The sequence below is a fragment of the Micromonospora sp. NPDC051300 genome, from assembly GCF_044455315.1.
GTDB lineage: Bacteria > Actinomycetota > Actinomycetes > Mycobacteriales > Micromonosporaceae > Micromonospora > Micromonospora robiginosa.
In genome coordinates this window covers 105,117-127,883 of the sequence record NZ_JBITEP010000004.1, presented here as the reverse complement: position 1 = coordinate 127,883, position 22,767 = coordinate 105,117, and the positions used below count along the sequence as shown (strand labels likewise).

The window sequence follows — 22,767 nt, the reverse complement described above, 5'->3', positions numbered from 1 at the left end:
TTGGGGGGGGGGCCCCCCCGGGGGGGGGGGGCGCCCGGGGGGGGGGGGGGGCCCCCCCGGGGCCCCCCCCCCCCGGGGGGGGGGGGGCGGGGGGGGGGGGGGGCCCCCGGCCCGGCCCCCCCCCCCCGCCCCGGAGCTGGCACTGTGGACCGATGACGGACACCGACGCCCGCCGGCCCCATCCCTTCTACCAGGACGCCGACGGCGTCAACCGGCCACCAGGTCCGCGCAAGCACCCGGACTACGCCCGCTTCGCCGCCGGCTCCGGCGTGGTCCCGATCGTGCGGCGGGTGAACGGGGAGTCGGTCCCCGCGCTGCTGGTCTGCCGCTACGCCGACGTCCGGGAGGTGCTGCGCCGCCAGGACGTGTTCTCCCGGGCGGCCGCCGCGCACGCCGACGAGGTCGACGTGGCGGGCACCATGCTCGGCATGGACGGCGACCGGCACGCCCGGGTGCGCGGCACGGTGAAGGACGCGTTCACCCGGCCGGCGGTCGACGCGCTGCGCGCCGCCGTACGGGCCGCGGCCGAGGCGAGGTTGGCGTCGATGGTGGCCGCCGGCGCCCCGGCGGACCTGGTCCGGGACTTCGCGGTGCCGTTCGCGCTGGACGTGATCTGCGACCTGCTCGGCCTGCCCGCCGAGGACCGGATGCGGTTCCGGCGGTGGGGGGACATGTTCCTCGGCGCCGGCGACCTGAGCCGCGAGGACGCCGCCCGCTCGGCCGAGGAGATGGGCGGCTACCTGTGGGGCCAGTTGGAGCAGCGCCGCGACCGGCCCGGTGACGACCTGCTCGGCCGGATCGCCACCGCGGCCGCCGACCAGCCGGCGGACGTCCAGATCAAGCTGCCCATCTCGCTCGTGGTGGGCGGGTGGGAGACCACGGCCAGCTCGATCGCCACGTTCGTCCACGTGCTCCAGACCGAGCCGTACGGGCCGGACGGGACCGCCTGGTCCTTTCTGGTGGCGCGCCCCGACCGGCTGGACGCCGCGGTCGCCGAGCTGGAACGGCTGCACTCGACCGCCAACGGCGACGAGATGCCGCGCCGGGTGATGGCGGACGTGACGCTGCCCAGCGGCGCCCGGCTGGCCGAGAGCGACATCGTCGTCCCGTCGCACGACGCGGCGAACCGCGACCCGGACGTGTTTCCCGACCCGGAACGGATGGACTTCGACAGGCCGCCCACCCCGCACCTGTCCTTCGGCCACGGCCCGCACTACTGCATCGGGGCGCACCTGGGGGCGCTGGAGGTCCGTACCGCGCTCGGTCTGCTGCTGCGGGAGCTGCCGGGCCTGCGCCTCGCGGTGCCGCCGGACGAGGTCGGATGGAAGGCGGGGCACGCCATCCTCGGCCCGACGGGCCTGCCGGTCACCTGGTGACCGGGGTCAGGCGGGGCCCCCACCCCCGCCGGAGGCGTCGACCGGGGGCCCCTCCTTCACCTCGCGGTCGAGGTGCAGGCGCAGCAGCAGCCAACCCAGCGAGACCGCGCCGATGAACAGGTAGGCGGCCTGCGTGCCGACCGTGTCCCAGCAGGTGTGCAGCGCGACCGCCGCGGCGAAGGTCAACAGGAACGCGGCCAGCCGGCGGCCACCGGGCGCGGCGGCGAGGGCGAACAACGCGCCGGCGGTCAGCCCGGTCCAGGACAGGTGTGCCGCGGGCGCGGTGAGCCCCCGGACGAGGAGCGTCTGCTCGACCGCCCCCAGGTTGCCCTGCGACCCGACCAGCGCGGTGAACGCGTAGCCCATCGTCTCCAACGCGGCGAAGCCGGCTCCGGACGCCACCCCGATCACCAGCCCCTCGCCCGGTGTCCGGTGCCGGCGCCACAGCAGCAGGATGCCGACCGGCACGATCAGCTTCGCGGTCTCCTCGATCAGGCCGACGAGGAGCATCGGCAGCGCGCCGAGCCTCCGCAGCGTGTCGAACTCCAGCCAGCCGGCGGCGACCACGCCGATCACGCCGCCGAGGAACGCGGCGAGGCCGACGATCGCGCCCGGCACCCGCCACCGGCCCGACCGGCCCTCGGCGAAGGTCAGGAACGTGGCCGGCGCGACGGCGGCGCCGAGCACGATCAGCGCGGGCACGAAGTTGATGTTCCGGGTGCCGATCAGGGTCTCCAGCACCAGCAGGAACAGGCCGACGCCGACCAGCAGGACCACGACCCACGCCCAGCGGCGCCCCGGATTCGCCATGCCGCCGAGTATCGTCGCCGTGGCTCGCTGGCGCCATTCCTGCGCTGAGACGAAGCCGACACGCCGGACCCGACATCTGGTGTTGCCCACCCGCCAGCACCGCCATATATGGTGTCACCGCAGCTGGTTCGGCCGCGCCTCACGGGTGCGGCCGAGGCAAGAGGGAACCCGGTGGAAGTCCGGGACTGCCCCGCAGCGGTGAGTGGGAACGACCGCCGTCATCAGCACTGGGCCACCGGCCTGGGAAGCGACGGCCAGTAGGCGACCGAACCCGGTCCGGCCCGCGAGTCCGAAGACCTGCCAGCGCGCCGTGCGCTGCCGCGCGCGGCGGTCGAAGGTCGCGCGGGACGACCGACGCCAGCAGCCGGGCCGGCCGTGCGTGCCGTGCCCGTTGGCGTTCTCCCGCCGTCCGAGGCCATCGGAGTGACAGCGAGGAGAGGTCATGACGGTCGTGCGGGACAGCCCCCCGGAGCAGCGCCGGCTGGCGATGCGGGTCCGCAAGCGGGACGGCGACACCGAACCGGTCGACGTCAACCGGATCGTCCGGGCGGTCGAGCGGTGGGTCGCCGACCTGGACGAGGTGGACCCGCTACGGGTCGCCACCCGGACGATCAGCGGGCTCTACGACGGGGCGACCACGTCGGAGCTGGACCGGTTGTCGATCCAGACCGCGGCGGAGCTCATCGGCGAGGAGCCGCAGTACTCGAAGCTGGCCGCCCGCCTGCTCGCCGCGTACGTGGACGAGGAGGTCCGCGGGCAGCAGGTGGCGAGCTTCAGCCAGTCGATCGGGTACGCCCACGGGCTGGGACTTGTCGGCGACGACACCGCCGCGTTCGTGGCCCGGCACGCCGGCGAGCTGGACGACGCCGTGGACCCGGCTGGCGACCTGCGGTTCGAGTACTTCGGACTGCGCACGGTGGCGGACCGCTACCTGCTGCGGCACCCGGAGTCGCGGCTGGTGGTGGAGACGCCGCAGTACTGGCTGCTGCGGGTGGCCTGCGGGTTGTCGCACACGCCGGGCGAGGCGGTCGACTTCTACCGGCTGATGTCGCGGCTGGCCTACCTGCCCAGCTCCCCCACGCTGTTCAACTCCGGCACCCGGCACACCCAGATGTCGTCGTGCTTCCTGGTGGACTCCCCGCGCGACGAGCTGGACTCCATCTACGAGCGCTACCACCAGGTGGCGAAGCTGTCGAAGTTCTCCGGCGGCATCGGCATCTCCTGGTCGCGGGTGCGCGGGCGGGGCGCGCTGATCCGGGGCACCAACGGGCGCTCGAACGGCATCGTGCCGTTCCTCAAGACGCTCGACGCCGGGGTGGCCGCGGTCAACCAGGGCGGCCGGCGCAAGGGCGCGGCCTGCGTCTACCTGGAGCCCTGGCACCCGGACGTGGAGGAGTTCCTCGAACTGCGGGACAACACCGGCGAGGAGTCCCGGCGTACCCACAACCTGAACCTGGCCAACTGGATCCCGGACGAGTTCATGCGCCGGGTCGAGGCCGACGCCGACTGGTCGCTGATCGACCCGTCGGACGCGCCGGAACTGCCCGACCTGTACGGCGAGGCGTTCGACGCCGCATACCGGGCGGCGGAGAAGAACGCGGTGCGCACGGTGAAGGCCCGCGACCTGTACGGGCGGATGATGCGCACGCTCGCGCAGACCGGCAACGGCTGGATGACGTTCAAGGACGCCGCGAACCGGCTGTCCAACCAGACCGGCGAGCCGGGCAACGTCATCCACCTGTCCAACCTGTGCACCGAGATCCTGGAGGTCAACGACAACGCCGAGACGGCGGTGTGCAACCTCGGCTCGGTCAACCTCGGCGCGCACGTCACCGCCGCCGGCGTCGACTGGGAGACGCTGCGGGCCACGGTGCGGACCGCTGTGGTGTTCCTCGACCGGGTGATCGACATCAACTACTACCCGGCCGCGCAGGCGGCGGCGTCGAACCCGCGCTGGCGGCCGGTCGGGCTGGGGCTGATGGGCCTGCAGGACGCGTTCTTCACGCTGCGTCTGCCGTTCGACTCGGCGGCGGCGCGGGAGCTGTCCACCCGGGTGCAGGAGGAGATCCTGCTGACCGCGCTGGAGACGTCCGCCGCGCTGGCCGAACGGTTCGGCCCGCATCCGGCGTACCTTCAAACCCGGGCCGCGAAGGGTGACCTGCACCCGGACCTGTGGGGGGCGGAGCCCACGCAGCGCGAGCGGTGGGCCGCGCTGCGGACGCGGATCGCCGCGCACGGGCTGCGCAACTCGCTGCTGGTGGCGATCGCGCCGACCGCCACCATCGCCTCGATCGCCGGCTGCTACGAGTGCGTCGAGCCGCAGGTGTCCAACCTGTTCAAGCGGGAGACCATGTCCGGCGAGTTCCTCCAGGTCAACACGTACCTGGTGCGGGAGCTGAAGGCCCGGGGGCTGTGGACGCCGCAGGTCCGCGACCGGATCCGGCGCGCGGAGGGCTCGGTGCAGGGCCTCGACGAGCTGCCCGCCGAGGTGCGGGAGCTGTTCCGCACCGCGTGGGAGCTGCCGCAGCGGGCGCTCATCGACCTGGCCGCCGCCCGCGCGCCCTACGTCGACCAGTCGCAGTCGCTGAACCTGTTCCTGAGCGCGCCGACCATCGGCAAGCTCTCCTCGATGTACCGGTACGCCTGGAGGTCCGGCCTGAAGACCACCTACTACCTGCGGTCCCGACCCGCCACCCGCATCCAGCAGGCCACCGTCGCGCCGGTGCTCGCCCCGGTCGTCGACGCGGCCACGGCCTGCTCCCTGGAGAACCCCGAGAGCTGCGAGGCCTGCCAGTGACCACGACCGCCGAGAACCGACCCCTGCTGCTCGACCCGGGCATGAACCTGACCCTGCGCCCGATGCGGTATCCGCACTTCTTCGACAGGTACCGGGACGCGATCCGGAACACCTGGACCGTCGAGGAGGTGGACCTGCACGCCGACCTGGCCGACCTGGACCGGCTCTCGCCGGCCGAACGGCACCTGGTGTCCCGGCTGGTGGCGTTCTTCGCCACCGGTGACACCATCGTCGCCAACAACCTGGTGCTCAACCTCTACCAGCACGTGAACTCCCCGGAGGGGCGGCTCTACCTGTCCCGGCAGCTCTTCGAGGAGGCGGTGCACGTCCAGTTCTACCTGAACCTGCTGGACACCTACGTGCCGGACGAGGCCGAGCGGTTCGCCGCGTTCGCGGCGGTGGAGAACATCCCGTCGATCGCCCGCAAGGCCGAGTTCTGCTTCCGGTGGATCGACTCGATCTTCGCGCTGCGGGAGCTGCGCACCCGCGACGACCGGAGGGCGTTCCTGCTCAACCTGATCTGCTTCGCCGCCTGCATCGAGGGGCTGTTCTTCTACGGCGCGTTCGCCTACGTCTACTTCCTGCGCTCCCGGGGGCTGCTGAACGGTCTGGCGTCCGGCACCAACTGGGTGTTCCGCGACGAGTCGATGCACATGGCGTTCGCCTTCGACGTGGTGGACACCGTACGCGCCGAGGAGCCGGAGCTGTTCGACGACGGGATGGAACGGCAGGTGCGGGAGATGCTGGCCGAGGCGGTGGAGTGCGAGGCGCAGTTCGCCGAGGACCTGCTCGACCAGGGCGTCTCCGGGATGTCCTCGGCCGACATGCGGCTCTACCTGGAACACGTGGCCGACCGCCGGCTGGCCGCGCTGGGCATGGCACCGATGTACGGCAGCGGCAACCCGTTCGCGTTCATGGAGTTGCAGGACGTGCAGGAGCTGTCCAACTTCTTCGAGCGGCGGGTGTCGGCCTACCAGGTCGGGGTGACCGGCCGGGTCACGTTCGACGACGACTTCTGACCGCCGTACCGCCCCGGCCGCCGCGAGCGGCCGGGGCGGGCGGGGCGCGCCGACGCCGGGTACGCGCATGCGCGTATCGCCCACGCCTCCTGAGATCCGCACAGTTGTCTGCGCCGAGCCCGGCGTGGGTGTCGGCGGACGAGGGGGGAACGCACGTGAAACGGATACGTCAACGGCTACGGCCGTTCCTGGCGGCGGCGCTGGCCACGGTGGTCGGGGTGGCGTTCGCCGCCGCGCTGCCGGCCGCGCCGGCCGCCGCCAGCTACGGCTCGACGGTCACCGTCACCGTCGACGAGATGCACACCACCGAGTGCCTCGACCGGGTCTGGCTCGTCGTCTGCGACCCGCCGGAGCTGTTCGGCGTGGCGATCCTCACCCAGGACGACGGTCAGCAGCAACGCTGCGAGATGGCGCTCCCGGCGACCTCCGGGACGGACATCGTCACGCCCCGCACGGTATGCGCCGGGCGCTCGGTCACCGGCAACTTCCGGGTCAACTTCGAGCTGTGGGAGGACGACTCCACCGAGGGTGGCAGCCGGGAGCAGGCGGATCTCAACCCCGGCACGGCCAAGGACTGGGCGACGACGAACCTGCTCGGTGGCCGGTCGGGCACGTCCCGGTGGAGCACCAGCGGCGGTCCGTCCCGGGCCGTCTTCACGGTGACCGTCGCGGCCCGGCCCACGAGCATCACCATCTCGTCGCCGGCGCCCACCGGGACGCCCCGCGAGTTCGACCCGCGGCTCGGCGAGCGGCTGACGATCAGCGGCTCGCTGTCGGTGCCGTCGGCGTTGCGTTTCACCATCACCTCGCAGGCGAGCGGGGCGTCGTTCGTGCGCGCCGAGGCGCCGTTCTACGGCGGCGCGTTCAACGTCGACTGGGACGGGAAGTGGTCCGACGGGTCGTACGCGCCGGTCGGCGGATACACCATCACGGTCGCCGACCCGGTCGACGCCGGCTCGGCGCGGACCACCCAGGCCCGGGTCATCCAGCGGGTCGCGCTGGCCTTCGCCGACATGACCAGCCAGCCGGCCACCAACTGGCAGTACCGCAGCGGCCCGATCGTGGTGAGCGCGGTGGTGCCGGCGGCCGGCACGTTCCGGATGCGCGTGCTGCGCGGCGGCGTCGAGGTGTTCCGCACCGCCGACGTGCGGCGTGCCGCCGGCCCGCTCTCGTTCTCCTGGACCGGGCGGCACGCCGACGGTTCCTGGGCCACGCCCGGAAGCTACGTGTTCACGCTGGAGGGCACCGCCGACGACGGGCGGGCGTTCCCGGCCGCCTGGCGTACCGTGCCGGCCGGCGACCCGCCGCCCGGCCTGGAGGTGTACGCGTTGGCCGAGCCGGGCGTCCCGGCGGTCAACCCGCAGGCGGTGCCCGGCACGTCGATCCGCGCCAAGGTGGTCGCCGCCGACCACACCGCCCGGCCGGCGGCCCGGATCACCGTGGAGATGAGCCCGGCCGGCTGGATCGGCCGGCCGGTGACGCTCGCGCCGCGCGTGGTGAAGACCTGCCTGCAGGCCGACGAGTGCCAGGCGGTGATCCCGGCGGACATCCTGGCCGGCCCGGCGGTCGCCTACCGGGTGACCGCCAGCGAGGCGGACGGGGTGCCGGACATGCGCACGGCGACGGCGGACTGGCGGATCACCGACCTGAACCCGCCGGCGCCGTCGCAGACGCCGGAGGTCACCCTGGTGCCGCTGTGGCGGGCCAGCGTGCCGGCGGTGGTGGACGGGAGCGGTCGGGTGAACACCCGGCCGCTGAACCAGACCATCGACGTGGCGTACGCGCCGGGCAGCGGCTACGACACGTCCACGCTGGACGGCGCGCGGCAGTTCGGCAACGCCGTCGACGACAACGCGTGGCAGTTGCTGGGCATCCGCTCGCGGGTGTTCCCCAGCTCGATCGGCACGCACTGGTCCCAGGTGGGGATCTGGGTGCAGAACGTGCCGGTCGAGGTGACGGTCAGCCCGGACGGCGACGCGTTGTGCCGGCGCGGCGCGTTCGACCCGGTCAGCTTCGCCGAGACCAACGGCGTGCTGCACACCGTCAACTGCCGGGACAACGCCTCCGGCTTGGTGTTCAGCGCCGACTCGTCGATCGTGGGCTGGCACGAGCTGCACCACAGCGCCTACCACGAGGGCGACGAGTACTGCTGCGACGGTGGCTACTGGTACGGCGAGGGGAAGAACACCTACCACTCCCTGTCGGACTGCCAGCGGGGCGGCTCGGACGGTCGCACCTGCAACGAGATCACCGACGGGGTGAGTCCGACCGGGTGGTGGCGCAGCGACGGGCCGATGGCCGACGTCATGATCAACAACACGGTCGAGCGGGCCGACGACATCCGGGCCGCCGAGGCGACCTTCGCACGATGCGGGAGAGGGCAATGCTGAACCGACGACTCCGTACCCTGGTCGTGGCCGCGCTGGCGGTGCCGTTCCTCGGTGCCGTGGCGGTCGCCTCGCAGGCCGCGCCGACGGCGGCCGGCGCGGCACCGGTCCTGCCGGCGCCGACCGTCGACCCGGCGGACCCGACCACCGGCGCCCACCTGCGGCTCGGGCTGCGCGTGTCGGACCGGGACGCCGCCCCGACCCGGCTGGAGATCGACCGCGGCTTCGCCTCGTCGCTGCGCGGCTCCGGCGGGCCGTTCCAGCTCGTGGTGCGCGACGCCGCCGGGGCCACGCTTGACACGCTGGTGCTGGACGACCCGCTGGCCGTGCGGGTGTACGGCGGCAAGCAGAACGCGCACGACACGCCCCGGGTCAAGGAGGCGGACGTGGTGGTGGACCTGCCGGTCGCCGACACCGCCGCCGTGGTGGACGTGGTCCTGGCCGACAGGCGGATCGGCCGGGTCGAGATCGGGTCCCTGATCGGGGCCTGCCAGGGCGCGCCGCTGCCCTGCGCCACCAGCTAGGCACGCGGGCCGGGCACCTCCAGGATGCCGAGTTCGATCGCCCTCATGACGGTCGCGACCGGTCCGGAGGTGCCCAGCTTGCGGTGCACGTTCTCCAGGTGCTTCCGGGCCGTGCCGGCGGCCAGGCCGAGCCGGCGCGCGGCGGCCGGCACGGTCAGCCCGTCGGCGATCTGACGCAGCACCTCCACCTCCCGCCCGCTGAGCGTCGAGCCGCCGGGAGGAACCACGGCGGCGGGCCGGCGACGCCGCGCGTGCACCGCGATCAGCGCCGGCTGGATCCGGGCCAGCAGGTCCATCTCCCGCGCGTCGAAGGCCCGGTCGCGGTTGAACTGGTACCAGCGCAGCACCGGGGCCGCGCCGACCACGAGCGTGACCGTGTGCGCCCCGATGCCGCGCGGCGCCAGCACCTCCTGGTAGAGCGCGTGCCGCCGCCACCGGTGCTCCGGCAGCACGTCGGTCACCTGCATCGGCGGCGCGGGACAGGAGCGCGAGGCGCGCACGTTCGGCGTGAACAGCGGATGGGCGGTCACCTGGTCGTGCATCCGGCGGACCAGCGCCCGGTCGACCGGGCGGTCGGCGGTGAGGCCGGGCGGGCGCAGCGTGGCCAGGTCGAGTTCGGCGTACGTGGACAGTTCGCTGTGCAGGCGGCGAGCGACGGCGGCCAGGACGGTGTCGACGAGCGGCGGACCGTGCAACGCCCCGATCACGGTCGCCGTCTCGCGCACCCAGGCCTGATCCGCCGTGGCGGTGGGAAGCGTCACGAGCGGACGATAGAAGGCCGCCTGGGATTCCCATATCGGCTACCGGACAGCGGTCGCCTTGCCAACACCACGCGCCCGATCAGGTCGCCGGGCTCTCCCCCGGCAGCGCCCGGGCCCGCACCAACGGGATCAACGCCACGATCGCCAGCGCCAGCACCGCCACCACCAGGAACGCGGTCCGCAGGTTCAGCGCGCCGGCGAGCAGCCCGATCACCGGCGCCGCGAGCAGCGCGCCGGGCCACTGCCCCATCGCCACCACGGAGACGCCCTCGCCGGAGGTCAGGCCGGGTTGCTCGCCGGCGAAGCCGAGCACCGTCGGGGTCACGCAGGCCAGGCCGAAGCCGAGCAACGCGAAGCCGGCCATCACCGCGGCCGGGTGGGGGTACGCCACCGGCAGCGCCACGCCGACGGTGGCGACCAGCGCGGACACCCGGACGAAGCGCACCCGGCCGACCCGGCCGGCCAGCCGGTCGCCGAACAGCCGGGCCACGGTGGCGGCCAGCGAGAGACAGGTGTACGTGGCGGCGGCCAGCACCGCCGCGGCGCCGGCCACCTCGGTGGCGTAGAGCGCGCTCCACTGCGCGCCGGCCATCTCGACGAACGAGGCGAGGAACGCGATCGCCGCGAGCAGCAGCAGTTGCGGGGTGAACCGCTCGCGCAGCCCGCGCCGGGCCTCCCCCTCCTTCGTCTCCTGCCGGGGCGTGTCCGGCAGCCAGCGGTGGGTGCCGATCAACAGCGCGCCGAGCAGCACGCTCGTCACCGCCATCTGCGCGGACGGGGAGAGCCCGACCGCGGCGGCGCCGGTGCCGCAGAGCCCACCGGTCAGCATGCCGATGCTGAAGCCGGCGTGGAAGGTGGACAGGATCGGCCGCCCGTAGCGCTTCTGCACCTCGACCGACTGGGCGTTCATCGGGGTGGCCAGCAGGTTGGCCGCGAAGCCCCACACCGCGAGGCCGGCGACGAGCGCCACCACCGTGGTGGACGCGGCCAGCAGCGGCGCGTTGACGAGGATCAGCGCGGCCCCGGCCAGCGCCAGCCGGCGGGTGTTGATCCGGCTGATCAGCACCGCGACCACCACCAGGGAGACCAGCTCCCCCGCGTTGGTGGCGATGTTGGCCAGGCCCCAGCCGGTGTTGCCGACGCCGACCGCGTCGCGGACCTCGGGCACGCGGGCGGACCAGCCGCCGATGGCCAGGCCCATGATGACGAAGAGCAGCACCACCGACCAGCGGGCCCGCACGGTCGACGGGGACGCCGGCGGCGCCTGTGGCTCCGTGGCGTCCTGATGCGTCGAGGTGTCCGTCATGGTCGCACCTTCCTCAAATCGGTCGCGGTCAGTGTCCTACCCCGTGGCGTGGTCGAGGAAGCACGCACCGTCCGGCAGGCGCAGCCGCGCCGGGGGCAGGTCGGGGTCGGCGACCAGCGCCGACACCACCGCCACGTAGTCGTCGATCAGGCCCCGGACCAGGTCGTCGCCGAAGACGCCCCGGTTGCGGATGACCACACCGCCGGCCCGGTCGTCGTCCACCACGACGATCGGCGAGCCGCGCTTCACCCACACCGGCAGGCTGTCCGGCGGCACGTCTGCGGCGACCACCGGCGGCGGGGTGCCGGGCGCGGCCCGGGCGGTCACGTCGAGCGGCTCGACCCGCAGGTCCGGGCCGGTCAGCACCGGCGAGGCGGACGCGGCGGACTGGAACCAGGCGTCGAAGAGGTGGTTGTCCGGCCACGGCCGCACCCGGGCGAAGTCCGGCCGCACCGCGCGGGCGACCCGGTGGAACGCCGCGGCGTGGTCGATCGCCTCGGCCAGCGAGGCGTGCGCGGCGGCGACCACGGCACGCATCGGCGCGTCCGGGTCGACCGTGGCCGGCAGGTAGACGTTGTTGGTGAACTGCCCGATGAGCCGCCGCGACAGCGGGCTCTCCCGGCCCAGCGTGGTGGTGCCGAGCACCACCCGCGACCGCCCGGCCCGACGCGACAGCAGCACCAGGTAGGCGGCGAGCAGCAGCACGTACGGGCTGGTCCGCTGGGCGCGCGCGGCCGGGCGCAGCGCCGCGGTGGTCTCCGGCGGGAACGCGAACCGGGTGGCCACCTCCGCGCTGAGCGCGACGTCCGGGCCCGGCGCGGGCGCCGGGAAGAGCTGGTACGGCTCCACCGGCCGCAACCGCTCGCCCCACCAGCCGGCCCGGGTCGCGGCGTCGATCCCGCCCCCGGCCAGCTCCGCCTCCTGGAGCGCGGCGAGGCCGGCGAAGTCCACGCCCAGCGGCGGCAGCGGATCGGCCGCGCCGAGCCGGGCCGCGTACGCGTGGCACAGGTCCTCCACGAACACCCGGCAGGACCAGCCGTCGGAGACCATGTGGAAGAAGCAGATTGCCAGCACGTGCTCGGTCGCGGAGAGCCGGACCAGCGTGGCCCGCCACAGCGGCGCCCGCCCCGGGTCGAACGCCACGTTCCGGTGCGCGTACGCAATCTGCTCGACGCGGGCCTGCTGCTCGGCCGGCGGGCGGCCGGTCAGGTCGACGTACTCCAGCGGCGACTCGACATGCGGCAGGATGGTGACGGCCGGGTCGGCGCCGATCCGGTCGAACCGCATCCGCAGCGCGTCGTGCCGGTCCACCACGTCCTGCGCGGCCCGCCGCAGGACGTCGACCCGCAGCGTGCCGCGCAACCGGCGGAACTCCACCACGACGAGGCGGGCGTCGCCGGGGCGGTCCGGGTCGAGCGCGGTCATGAACTCCCACATCATCTGCTGGCTGGGCGCCAGCGGCAGCGTCGTCGGCACGGCCGCCCCCTCAGGCCGCCACCGGCCGCGCCGACGGCGTGACCGGTTGGTAGTCGGCCTCGTCCGGCGCGCGGAAGCCGGTGAAGAGCAGGTCGGGCCGGCCCAGCCGGAGCGCGGTGACGAACGCGGCGCCGTCGAAGAGCGTCTCGATCGCGGCGCAGGCCACCGACTCGGCGACCGCCCGGGGGCCACGGTCGCCGCCGAGCCGGCCGGGAGTCTTCGCGGCGACCACCGCCGCCGCGACCGCCGGCACGGCGAGCAGGCTGCGTCCGCCGCTGCGCCGGGCGGTGAGCAGCCCGGCCAGCGCGGTGACGGCGAGCGTGCTGGCGGTGTTGAGCACGAACCGGCGCCGGTGCGGGTGGGCCAGGCAGAGCCACTGCTCGGATCGGCCGTAGGTGCTGAACCGGTAGGCCACCGCGCGGAACGTGTCGGCGACGCCGGTGTCGTGGGTGACCACCCCGTCCGGCTCGGCGAGCAGCACGTATCCGGCGTCGGTCAGGACCAGCCCGAGGTGCAGGTCCTCGCCCCCGATCGGCATCGGCGAGTCCTCCGGGAACCCGCCGACCGCCTCGAACGCGGCACGCTTCAGCGCGGTGTTCGCGCCGGCGCCCCAGGAGACCCGGGCGAAGTGCAGCGGCCGGGTCAGGTCGCCGAGCAGCAGGTACGAGCGGCTCATCACGCGGAAGAACGCGCTGTCCCCGGGCTCCACGAGCACCGGGCCGGTGACGCCGGCGACCTCCGCGCCGCTGGCGCGCAGCCGGGCCGCGTACCGGGTGATCAGGTCCGCCGGCACCCGGCAGTCGGAGTCGGTGAACAGCAGCAGGTCGTGGCGGGCGTGCCGGACGCCCAGGTTGCGCTTGGCGCCGACGTGCCGGGGGCCGCGCACGTAGCGGGCGCCGAACTCGGCGCAGGCGGCGCGGTGCGCGGCGGCCGCGGCGGGGGCCGAGTCGTCGACCACCACCACCTCCACCGGCTCCGGGCAGTTGGGGGCGGCGTCGCGCAGGCTGCGGAGTTGGCGGCGCATCTCCGGCACCCGGTCCTTGACCGGGATGACCACGGAGACGCCGCGCGTGACGGCGCGGGGTTCGGTCGGTTCGCCCACGGGCGACGGGGATCGGCTCATGTCCGAAGCGTCGGCCACATCGATACAGGATCGATACACGGAAACCTCTTGCGCAGATATCCGGCATGTATCGCTGATGTATCGACCGGCATCAGTGTCGAAGCCATGACGACCTCCACTCCGCTCGACCGGCGGCTCGCCGTCGACGGCGGCCGGCCGGTCCGTCCACCGGACCGCCCGTGGCCGCGTTGGCCGATCCCCGCACCGGACGCCGCCCGCAACCTCTCCGCCGTGCTGCACGGCGGGCGGTGGGCGATCAGCAGTCCCGCCGTCGGCGACGGCGCCCTGTTCGAACGCCGCTTCGCCGCCGACTTCGCCCGCTACGTCGGCACCCGCCACTGCGTCCCCGTCGACCACGGCTCCAGCGCCCTGGTGGTGGCGCTCGAGTCGCTCGGCCTCGGCTACGGCGAGACCGTGCTGGTGCCGGCGCTGACCTGGACCGCCTCCGCCACCGCCGCGCTGCGCGCCGGCCTGGTGCCGGTGCTCGTCGACGTCGACCGGGACACCGGCTGCATCGGGCCCGACGACCTCGACCTGTCGGTGGACCCGCGGGCCGTGGTGGCCGTGCACTGGGCGTCGAACATGGCCGACGTGCCGGCGCTCGACGCGGTCACCGGACCGCGCGGCATCTCGATCGTGGAGGACTGCGCGCAGGCGCACGGCGCCACCTGGCAGGGCCGCCAGGCCGGCTCGTTCGGCCGGCTCGGCTGCTTCAGCTTCCAGCACGGCAAGGTCCTCACCTGCGGCGAGGGCGGGGCCGTGGTCACCGACGACGACACCCTCGCACCGGTGCTGCAGGAGCTTCGGGCCGACTCGCGCCGCTACCGCGACGACCGGACGCCCCCGGGCGAGCTGGACCTTCAGGAGAGCGCCGGCGTACAGGGCGCCAACTTCTGCCTCGGCGAGTTCTCCGCCGCCGTGGCGTGCGCGCAACTGACCACCCTGGACGCGCAGCACGACGTGCGCAACCGCAACTACCGGCTGCTCACCGAACTGCTGGCCGACGTCGACGGCGTCCGACTGCTGCAACCGGCGCCGGCGCAGACCCGGATCTCGATCTACGAGGGCACGCTCGTCCTCGACGAGATGCCCACCGGCATGGACAACGCCGCCGTGGCCGCGGCGCTCACCGCCGAGCTGGGCAAGCGCTTCTACTGCACCGACGAGCCGCTGCACCGCAGCCGGCTGCTCCAGCCCTGGACCAAGCCGCTGCTCGCGCCGCTGGCCGAGCGGTTCGCGGCGATCCACGCCGACCGCGCCTACCCGAAGACCGAGTGGCTGGCCGCGCACACCGTCCAGACGCACCACAGCACCTTCCTCGGCACCGAGCGGGACATGCACGACGTCGCCACCGCCGTGGCCAAGGTGCTCGCCCGCTGATAGGCGCCACCGCCGGCGCACCCACCAGAAGGGACCCATCCCGTGACCGTCACCCAGCGTGAGACCTCGCACAACCAGACCCCCGACCCCGACGGACCCGTCGGCGTGTGGCTCAACGGCGCCCGCGGCTCGGTCGCCACCACCGCGATCACCGGGCTGCTGGCGCTGCGCGCCGGCATGGCCGACTCGACCGGCTGCGTCACCGACACCGGCATGCTGCGCGACGCGCCGCTGGCCGACTGGACGGACATGGTCGTCGGCGGGCACGACATCGTGGACACGCCGCTGGAGAAGAAGGCCGAGTCGCTCGTCGACTCCGGGGTCATCCCGGCGCCGGTGCTCGCCGCCGTCCGGGGCAGCCTGCCCGCCGTCGAGCGCGACCTGCGCACCGGCTACGACGCGCGCACCGAGACCGGCCCGCTGGCCGACGTCATCGACCGGCTGGCCGGTGACATCGAGGAGTTCCGCGACCGCCACGGGTTGTCCCGGGTGGTCGTGATCAACGTGTCGTCGACCGAGCCGCCGGCCGACCACCGCCCCGAGTACGACGACCTGGACGCGCTCACCCGCAGCCTGGCCGACCCGGACGACAAGGTGCTGCCGGCCAGCTCGGTGGTCGCGTACGCGGCGTTCCGCGCCGGGTGCGGCTTCGTCGACTTCACCCCGTCGACCGGGGCCCGGCTGCCCGCGCTGGAGATGATGGCGCAGCGTGAGCGGGTACCGTTCGCCGGCTCGGACGGCAAGACCGGTGAGACGCTGCTGCGGACCGCGCTGGCGCCGATGTTCACCTGCCGCGCGCTGCACGTGCTCTCCTGGGCCGGGGTCAACCTGCTCGGCGGCGGCGACGGCGCCACGCTGGAGGACCCGCGCAACGCCCGGAGCAAGCTCAGCTCCAAGTCCGGCGTGCTGCCGGCGCTGCTCGGCGAGGACGTGACCGCCCCGCTGCACATCGACAACGTGCCGGACCTCGGCGACCACAAGACCGCCTGGGACCACGTCTCGTTCGAGGGCTTCCTCGGCGTCCGGATGTCGATGCAGCTCACCTGGAGCGGCGTCGACTCGACGCTGGCCGCCCCGCTGGTGCTCGACCTGGCCCGGCTGACCGCCGCGGCGCACCGGGCCGGGCACGTGGGCCCGATCGAGGAGCTGGGGTTCTTCTTCAAGGACCCGATCGGCACCGACGAGCACGCCCTGGCCGAGCAGGCGCAGGTGCTGTCCGCCTGGGCCGGTCGGCTGGACGGCCACTGCGACAACTGACCCTCCCGGCCGCCGGCGCGGCCGTCCCGCGCCGGCGGCCCCGCCCCGTGCATCCGCTTCGAGGAGCCCCCCATGTCACACGTCCGGAACGCACCCGACCCGCCGACCACGGACCCGGTGTGGACACCGATCCTGACCGGTCTGCGCGCGACCGCGCTGGACTGCCTCCAGACGAGCTTCGCCCTGTTGGCCGACCACGCCAACGGATCCGGCAGCCACCTCGCCCTCGGCGCCCGATACGGGTTCCGCACCCGCGAGCGCGACGGCCTGGTCACCGTCGAGGCCACCTCGGACGACCGGGCCGCCGAGGCGGTGGACCTGCTCGGCCTGCGGGTCGAGGGCCGGTGGATGCAGCTCGACGGCCCGCAGGTGCGCCGGCTGTGCGCCCCGGGCCAGCCGCTCTACGTCACCGCCGACGCCTACGACCTGCCCTGGTGTCCCTACCACGGGCACGAGCGGATGCGGCACAGCTTCCTGGTCACCGACGTCGCCGACGACGAGGTGACAGTGGTCGACGGCTACCACAACGACACCGCGTGGGGGACCGCGCGGCCGGGCGTGTGGCGGCTGCCGACCGCCGACTTCGACACGGCGCTCGCCGGTGGCGCGCACACGCTGGCCGTGGCGGCGCACCCGGCGCCGGCGATCGACGTGCCGGCCATGCTCGCCGGCAACGCCGAGCGGGCGCGCCGGGCCCGCCCGCCGATCGCCGACTACCTGGCCCGCATCGGCGCCGCGCTGGACACGGTCGCCGGCCTGCACCGCTTCGTGCTCGACGTCTGGCTGCTCGGACGCGCCCGCGACCTGCACGAGCACTGGCTCAGCGTGGCCCGCCCGGCCGCCGCCGCCGCGCTCGCCGGGCAGGGCGCGCGCTGGCAGCAGCTCTCCGCGCGCAGCTACGTGGCGCTGCGGCGGGCCCAGGCCGGACGCCCGGCCACGCCGGAGCTGGCGGACGCGCTCGGCGCGCTGGTCGCCGAGCACCTGGACGCGCTGGAGTCGATGGCCGCGCCGCCGGCCCGCGACGCCGCGCCGGCCGGCGGGGACGGCGTACGCGCGGCCGTGCTCGGCGCGCTCGGCGACACCCTGCACCTGGACGGGTCCGCGCTGCGCACCACCGACGTGCTGCGGGACCTGCCCGGCTTCGACTCGTTCCGACTGTTCGACGTGATCGACCAGGTCGAGCGCCGGCTCGGCGTGGAGGTGCCGGCGACCGCGCTGTCCGCGTCCGACCTGCGCGACGTCGGTTCGCTGTGCGCCATGTTCGGCACCGCCGCCGGGGGTGTCCGATGAGTGCCACGCTGCTGCACGAGCTGCTGGACGCCACCGCCGCCACGCGCCCGGACGCGCCCGCCGTCGACGACGGGACGACCTGCCGCACGTACCGCCAGGTCCGGGACGCCAGCGTGCGCCTGGCCGGACGGCTGCGCGCCGACGGCGTGCGGCGCGGCGACCGGGTGCTCGTCGCGCTGCCCGCCGACGCGGCGCTGCCGGCGCTGCTGTACGCGGTCTCCCGCGCCGGCGCGGTCTTCGTCGTGGTCCGGACCCCGGCCCCGGACGTGGCCCTGGCCCACGTGCTGGACGACGCGGAGCCGGCGCTGGTCCTCACCGACGACGCCGCGCTGGGCGCGCTGGCCCGCGCCCGACGCCTCCCGGTACGCGGTGCCGCCGACCTGGCCCGCGCGGCGGCGACCGGCGACGACGCCGACGCGCCGGCCGGCGACGGCCCGCTGTCGGTCGACCCGGTCTGCCTCATCTACACCTCCGGCAGCACCGGCATGCCGAAGGCGGTGGTCTCCACGCACGCCCAGGTGACGTTCGCGGTCCGGGCGATCCAGTCGGAGCTGCGCTACCGGCCCGACGACGTGGTGCACGACGTGTTGCCCACCTCGTTCGACTACGGCCTCTACCAGATCTTCCTCAGCACGATGGCCGGCGCCCGGCTACGCCTGGGTGACCCGGCCGAGACCGGCGGCCGGCTGCTGGTGAGCCTGGTCGAGTCCGGCGCGACAGTGCTGCCCTGCGTGCCGTCGCTCGCCGTCAACCTGCTGCGGCTGCTCGGCCGGCCCGGCGCGCCGCGCCCGCGGCTGCGCCTGGTCACCAACACCGGGGCGGCCATGCCGCCGGAGGTGCTCGCCGGCCTGCGCCGGCTGCTGCCCGACCTGACCGTCCAGTTGATGTTCGGCCTCACCGAGTGCAAGCGCGCCGCGATCATGCCGCCGGACGAGGACCTGCGCCGCCCCGGCGCCTGCGGCCGGGCGCTGCCCGGCACCGAGATCTTCACCGTGGACGCCGAGGGCCGGCGCCAACCGGCCGGCGTCACCGGCGAGCTGGTGGTGCGCGGCCCGCACGTGATGGCCGGCTACTGGCGGCGCCCCGAGCTGACCGCCGAGCGCTTCCGCCGGGTGCACGGGCTCTTCCCGCAGTTGCACACCGGCGACCACGGCCGGGTCGACACCGACGGCTACGTCCACTTCGCCGGCCGGCGCGACGACGTCTACAAGGAGAAGGGCACCCGGGTCAGCGCCACGGAGGTGGAGGCCGCCGCGTACCGGGTCGACGGCGTGGACGCCGCAGGCGTGCTGCCGCCGGCCGACGGCCACGACGGCGCGACGCTGTTCGTGGTGGCCGCGCTGGCGCCCGGCGACGTGCTGCGCCGGCTGCGCGGCCAGTTGGAGGAGATGAAGGTGCCGGCGCGCTGCGTCGTGCTGCCGGACCTCCCGTTGACCGGCAACGGCAAGGTCGACCGGCGGGCCCTGGCCCGGCTGGCGGGTGAGCGCCGTGGCTGACCTGCCGTTCGACACCCCCGCCTACCGCTACGACCTGGCCGAGGTGCGCGCCAACCACGCCACCCTGCGCGCCGCGCTGCCCACCGCGAGCCGGCTCTACTACTCGCTCAAGGCCAACCCGCACCCCGCCGTGGTGGCCGCGCTGCACGAGGCCGGCTGCGACGCCGAGATCTGCTCCCCCGGTGAGCTGGCCGCCGCGCTGCGGGCCGGGGTGCCCGGCGACCGGATGCTCTACACCGGGCCCGGCAAGCGCGACGCCGAGGTGGCCGGCGCGATCCGCGCCGGGGTGCGCTGGTTCTCCGTCGACTCGCCTGTCGCGCTGGACCAGGCCGACCGGATCGCCGCCGCCCACGGCGTCGAGCTGCGGTGCCTGCTGCGGGTCAACGACCGGATGCCCAACCCCGGCCAGGGACTGACCATGACCGGCGTCGCGTCGCAGTTCGGCGCGGACGTCGACTGGATCGAGCGCGAGCCGGAACGGTTCGGCTCCCGCCCGTCGGCCGAGGTGCGCGGGTTCCACCTCTACACCGGCAGCAACGTCGACTCGGTGGACGCGCTCGTCGCGCAGTTCACCACCGCCGCGGGCACCGCCCACCGGCTGCGCGACCTGCTCGGCGTCGAGCTGGACGTGCTCGACCTGGGCGGCGGCTTCGGCGCGCCGTTCGCCCGGCCCGGCGCCAACGCGGACCTGTCCGGGCTCGCGGAGCGGGTCGGCGAGGCGCTGGACGGGCTGTTCCCCGCGTGGCGCGACGGCGCGCCGACGGTGGCGTTCGAGTCGGGACGGTTTCTCACCGCCACCGCCGGCACGCTGCTCACCCGGGTGCTGGACGTCAAGCGGTCACAGGGCACGCCGGTGGTGGTGCTGGAGTCCGGCATCAACCACCTGGGCGGGATGTCCGGCCTGCGCCGGCTGCCGCCGCTGGTGCCCGCCCTGCACCCGGCCGACGGTCGCGACGGCGAGCCGTTGGGCGGCGCCATCGTGGCCGGGCCGCTGTGCACGCCGCTGGACACCTGGGCCCGCGCCGCGACCCTGCCCGACGTGCGACCCGGGGACGTGCTGGCCGTGCCGAACGTCGGCGCGTACGGGCTCTCGGCGAGCCTGCTGGCCTTCCTCGGCCACCCGGCCCCGGTCGAGGTGGTCTGCGACGGCGACCGGGTCGTCGAGACGTCCCGCCTGACGCTGACCCGGCTGCCGGCCGACGACGACCAACCACGAGATGAGAGGTGACGTCATGAACACCGAATTCACCGAGCTGCTCCGGCCGTTCCTCAAGTTCGCCGGCGCGGACGAGATCACCGAGGAGTCGCGCCTGCGCGACCTCGGCCTGGACTCGATGCGCGAGATCGAACTGCTCTTCGCCATCGAGGACACGTTCGGGGTGTCCGTGCCCGACGACAAGCTCGTCGACTCCACGTTCGCCACCGCCGGCGGGCTGTGGGGCGTGGTCGAGGACCTGCGCACCCCGGTCGGCGGTGGTTCCCGATGACCGCCGCCGGGTACGCCCCGGCCGTCGAGACCGTGGCCGAGGTGGCGGCGGCGCACGCCCGGGAGGCCGACGAGAGCGCCACCTTCCCCACCGAGGCGCTGGCCGCGATGCGGCGCACCGGGCTGCTGGGGCTGTTCGTCCCGGCCGCCGAGGGCGGCGGCGACGGCACGCTGACCGACCTGGTCGACGTCACGCTGGCGCTGGGTCGGGTGGACATGTCGGTGGCGATGGTCTTCGCCATGCACTGCCAGCAGGTCGCCGCGATCACCGCGTACGGCGGGGAGAAGCTGCGCGCCGACGTGCTGCCGGCGGTGGCCCGGGGCGAGCGGTACCTCGGCTCGGTCACCACCGAGGCCGGCAAGGGCGGACACCTGCTGACCGCCGAGTCGGCGCTGACGCACGACGGCGAGATGCTCGGCATCGACCGGACCGCGCCGATCGTCACCGGCGGCCCGTACGCGGACGCGTTCCTCATCACCACCCGGGCCCCGGACGCCGGCTCGGCGGCCCAGGTGGACCTGGTCTACGCCGCCCGGGACCAGGTGGAGGTGGAGGTGACCGGCGGGTGGCGCCCGCTGGGCATGCGGGCCACCCACAGCGTGCCGATGCGGCTGCGCGGCGCGGTGCCGCAGTGGCAGGTGATCGGCGAGCACGGCGCGTTCCGGGAGATCGCCACCACCGTCTTCGCGCCGCTGGCGCACGTCGGCTGGGCGGCCGCCTGGCTCGGCGCGGCGGCCGGGGCGTACGCGCGGGTGCTGCGGCACGCGCGCAGCGAGGCGGGACGGCGGCAGTTCGCGCCGTCCTCGGAGCTGGTGCTGCTGCGGCTGGCCGGGATCCGCACCCGGTTGGACGCGGCGCACGCGCTGCTGCGGCACACCGTCTCGGTGGTCGACGACGCGCCGGACATGTCCGCGACGCCGGTGCAGCTCCTGCTCAACACGCTGAAGATCCGCGCGGCGGAGGAGTCGTTCGCCGCCGCGGACGAGCTGGTCGAGCTGACCGGCCTGCGGCACGGCTACCTGACCGACTCCCCGCTGGCGCTGGAGCGCACCTTCCGGGACCTGCGCTCGGCGTCGCTGAACTACGCCAACGACCGGCTGCGCCTGGCGAACGGGGCGCTGTCGCTGCGCGACCCGGGGGTGCGTCTTGCCTGAGTCGACGCCCCGACCGCCGGACGGGGGCCGCGCCGAGGTGCGCGCGGCCCTGTCCGGGGTGGACCCGGTCGACGCCCGCGCCGTGTGGCGCGCGCTCGGCGCCGCCGGCGTCACCACGGCCCTCTACCCGTGCGGCGACCAGCCCGACCCGGGCCGGCTCGCGGCGCTGCTCACCGAGCTGGACGCCCACTGCCCGCTGGGCGTGACGCTGTCGGTCTGCGTGCAGGTGGCCACCGTGCTGCCGCTGCTGGCCGGCGCGGACGGTCCGGCCGGGCACGCCCGGCGCGGCATGCTGCGCGGCGACACCGTGGTCGCGCTGGCCGTCACCGACGCGGCCGGGTCGGGCTCGGACCTGCTCGACGCCACCACCCGGGTGAAGCTGGGCGCGGGCACCGCAACGGTGGACGGCACGAAGACCTGGATCACCAACGCGACCGCCTGCGACGCGGCGCTGGTGCTGGCCCGGCACCGCGACGCGCGCCACTTCACCAGCTTCTGCTGGCTGCTGGCGCCGGCCGGCGCGCCGGGCGTGACGATCTCCTCCGCCGGCCGGGCGTTCGCCGGCGCCGGCGTGGGACACCTGCGCTTCGACGGTGTCGCGCTCGACCCGGACACGGTGGTCGGCCGCCCCGGCCGGGCGCTGGCCGGCTTCGCCCGACAGGTGGGCGTCGAGCGGCTGGCCGGGGCGCTGTGGGCGCGGGCGATGTGCCACCGGCTGCTGGCCGGCCTGGGCGACTGGCTGCGGCGGCGACCGGCCGCCGAGGGCACGCTGTGGGACCGCCCGGCGATCCGGGAGCGGTACGCCCGTTGCCTGGTCGCCGTCCGCCAGCTCGACGCGCTGTGCGCGCCGGCGCTGGCCACCACGGACGCCGTGGTGTCCCCGGTCGACGGCATGGTGCTCAAGGTCGCCGCCGCCGAGACGGTGGACCGGGTCGCCGCCGAGGCGGTGCGCCTGCGGGGCGCGGACGCGTTCCGCGACGGCGGCGAGGCGCAGCTACGCGGCGAGGTGGCCATGTTCGGCATCGCCGGCGGCGCCACCGGCGCGATGCTCGCCGGCATCGCCGACCACGCCGACGAGCTGGTCGCCGCCGGGATCTGACCTGACCGCACGAACAGCACGGAGA

The 22,767-nt window shown here is 74.7% G+C and carries 18 protein-coding genes and 1 riboswitch; of the genes, 13 read left to right on the top strand and 5 right to left on the bottom strand.

Translation table 11 applies throughout. The features are described 5' to 3' along the window. The first annotated feature begins 152 nt into the window (after positions 1-152). On the top strand, positions 153-1,376 hold the full coding sequence (locus tag ACIA5A_RS07020) for a cytochrome P450 (RefSeq protein ID WP_396757299.1): 1,224 nt from the start codon (positions 153-155) through the stop codon (positions 1,374-1,376). 6 nt (positions 1,377-1,382) lie between these two features. On the opposite strand, the gene ACIA5A_RS07015 is transcribed toward ACIA5A_RS07020, so the two are convergent. After that, positions 1,383-2,186 carry a PrsW family intramembrane metalloprotease gene (locus tag ACIA5A_RS07015; RefSeq protein ID WP_396757296.1) on the bottom strand — a complete coding sequence of 268 codons (804 nt, stop codon included), beginning with the start codon at positions 2,184-2,186 and terminating at the stop codon, positions 1,383-1,385. Positions 2,187-2,293: 107 nt separating this feature from the next. Beyond that, a riboswitch (cobalamin riboswitch) is annotated at positions 2,294-2,506 on the top strand. A gap of 122 nt (positions 2,507-2,628) precedes the next feature. Between ACIA5A_RS07015 and ACIA5A_RS07010 the strand changes: the two genes are divergently transcribed. The 4 genes from ACIA5A_RS07010 (at position 2,629) to ACIA5A_RS06995 (ending at position 8,913) form a co-directional block, all read left to right on the top strand. Continuing rightward, the gene (locus ACIA5A_RS07010) at positions 2,629-4,983 is read left to right on the top strand and encodes a ribonucleoside-diphosphate reductase subunit alpha (protein WP_396757294.1); all 2,355 of its coding nucleotides are present in this window, start codon (positions 2,629-2,631) and stop codon (positions 4,981-4,983) included. 41 nt (positions 4,984-5,024) lie between these two features. Beyond that, entirely contained in the window at positions 5,025-6,002 is a 978-nt protein-coding gene (locus ACIA5A_RS07005; protein ID WP_396757741.1) for a ribonucleotide-diphosphate reductase subunit beta, read from the top strand. Between the two features lie 155 nt (positions 6,003-6,157). Further along, on the top strand, positions 6,158-8,392 hold the full coding sequence (locus ACIA5A_RS07000; protein ID WP_396757291.1) for a hypothetical protein: 2,235 nt from the start codon (positions 6,158-6,160) through the stop codon (positions 8,390-8,392). Further along, positions 8,386-8,913 (top strand): hypothetical protein, encoded by a 528-nt coding sequence (locus tag ACIA5A_RS06995; protein ID WP_396757288.1) that lies wholly within the window; start codon positions 8,386-8,388, stop codon positions 8,911-8,913. Before ACIA5A_RS07000 ends, ACIA5A_RS06995 begins: the two co-directional genes overlap by 7 nt. Here the strand turns inward: ACIA5A_RS06995 and ACIA5A_RS06990 are convergent. From ACIA5A_RS06990 to ACIA5A_RS06975, 4 genes are all read right to left on the bottom strand, one after another. Further along, on the bottom strand, positions 8,910-9,674 hold the full coding sequence (locus tag ACIA5A_RS06990) for a LuxR C-terminal-related transcriptional regulator (protein WP_396757285.1): 765 nt from the start codon (positions 9,672-9,674) through the stop codon (positions 8,910-8,912). The two genes, ACIA5A_RS06995 and ACIA5A_RS06990, sit on opposite strands and share 4 nt — an antisense overlap. Before the next feature lie 79 nt (positions 9,675-9,753). Continuing rightward, positions 9,754-10,980: an MFS transporter gene (locus tag ACIA5A_RS06985; protein ID WP_396757283.1), complete on the bottom strand. Its 1,227-nt coding sequence runs from the start codon at positions 10,978-10,980 to the stop codon at positions 9,754-9,756. A 36-nt stretch (positions 10,981-11,016) separates the two neighbouring features. After that, on the bottom strand, positions 11,017-12,456 hold the full coding sequence (locus ACIA5A_RS06980; protein ID WP_396757280.1) for a condensation domain-containing protein: 1,440 nt from the start codon (positions 12,454-12,456) through the stop codon (positions 11,017-11,019). Positions 12,457-12,466: 10 nt separating this feature from the next. Beyond that, on the bottom strand, positions 12,467-13,579 hold the full coding sequence (locus tag ACIA5A_RS06975; protein ID WP_396757277.1) for a glycosyltransferase: 1,113 nt from the start codon (positions 13,577-13,579) through the stop codon (positions 12,467-12,469). A 105-nt stretch (positions 13,580-13,684) separates the two neighbouring features. Between ACIA5A_RS06975 and ACIA5A_RS06970 the strand changes: the two genes are divergently transcribed. The 8 genes from ACIA5A_RS06970 to ACIA5A_RS06935 all read left to right on the top strand — a co-directional run bounded on the left by ACIA5A_RS06970 (position 13,685) and on the right by ACIA5A_RS06935 (position 22,742). After that, positions 13,685-14,959, top strand: coding sequence for a DegT/DnrJ/EryC1/StrS family aminotransferase (locus ACIA5A_RS06970; RefSeq protein WP_396757275.1), 1,275 nt, complete (start codon positions 13,685-13,687; stop codon positions 14,957-14,959). Positions 14,960-15,001: 42 nt separating this feature from the next. Further along, a complete protein-coding gene (locus ACIA5A_RS06965; protein WP_396757272.1) occupies positions 15,002-16,216 on the top strand; it encodes an inositol-3-phosphate synthase in 1,215 nt (404 codons plus the stop codon). Between the two features lie 72 nt (positions 16,217-16,288). Continuing rightward, complete coding sequence (locus tag ACIA5A_RS06960) at positions 16,289-17,506, top strand: acyl carrier protein (protein WP_396757269.1); 1,218 nt, start codon at positions 16,289-16,291, stop codon at positions 17,504-17,506. Then, positions 17,503-19,002, top strand: a complete 1,500-nt coding sequence (locus ACIA5A_RS06955; RefSeq protein WP_396757266.1) for a class I adenylate-forming enzyme family protein — start codon at positions 17,503-17,505, stop codon at positions 19,000-19,002. Before ACIA5A_RS06960 ends, ACIA5A_RS06955 begins: the two co-directional genes overlap by 4 nt. Then, the gene (locus ACIA5A_RS06950; RefSeq protein ID WP_396757264.1) at positions 18,995-20,230 is read left to right on the top strand and encodes an alanine racemase; all 1,236 of its coding nucleotides are present in this window, start codon (positions 18,995-18,997) and stop codon (positions 20,228-20,230) included. The genes ACIA5A_RS06955 and ACIA5A_RS06950 overlap by 8 nt, the downstream gene beginning before the upstream one ends. 4 nt (positions 20,231-20,234) lie before the next feature. After that, a complete protein-coding gene (locus ACIA5A_RS06945; RefSeq protein WP_396757261.1) occupies positions 20,235-20,489 on the top strand; it encodes a phosphopantetheine-binding protein in 255 nt (84 codons plus the stop codon). After that, positions 20,486-21,643: an acyl-CoA dehydrogenase family protein gene (locus tag ACIA5A_RS06940; RefSeq protein WP_396757258.1), complete on the top strand. Its 1,158-nt coding sequence runs from the start codon at positions 20,486-20,488 to the stop codon at positions 21,641-21,643. The genes ACIA5A_RS06945 and ACIA5A_RS06940 overlap by 4 nt, the downstream gene beginning before the upstream one ends. Further along, positions 21,636-22,742, top strand: a complete 1,107-nt coding sequence (locus ACIA5A_RS06935) for an acyl-CoA dehydrogenase family protein (RefSeq protein WP_396757255.1) — start codon at positions 21,636-21,638, stop codon at positions 22,740-22,742. Before ACIA5A_RS06940 ends, ACIA5A_RS06935 begins: the two co-directional genes overlap by 8 nt. Positions 22,743-22,767: the final 25 nt, after the last annotated feature.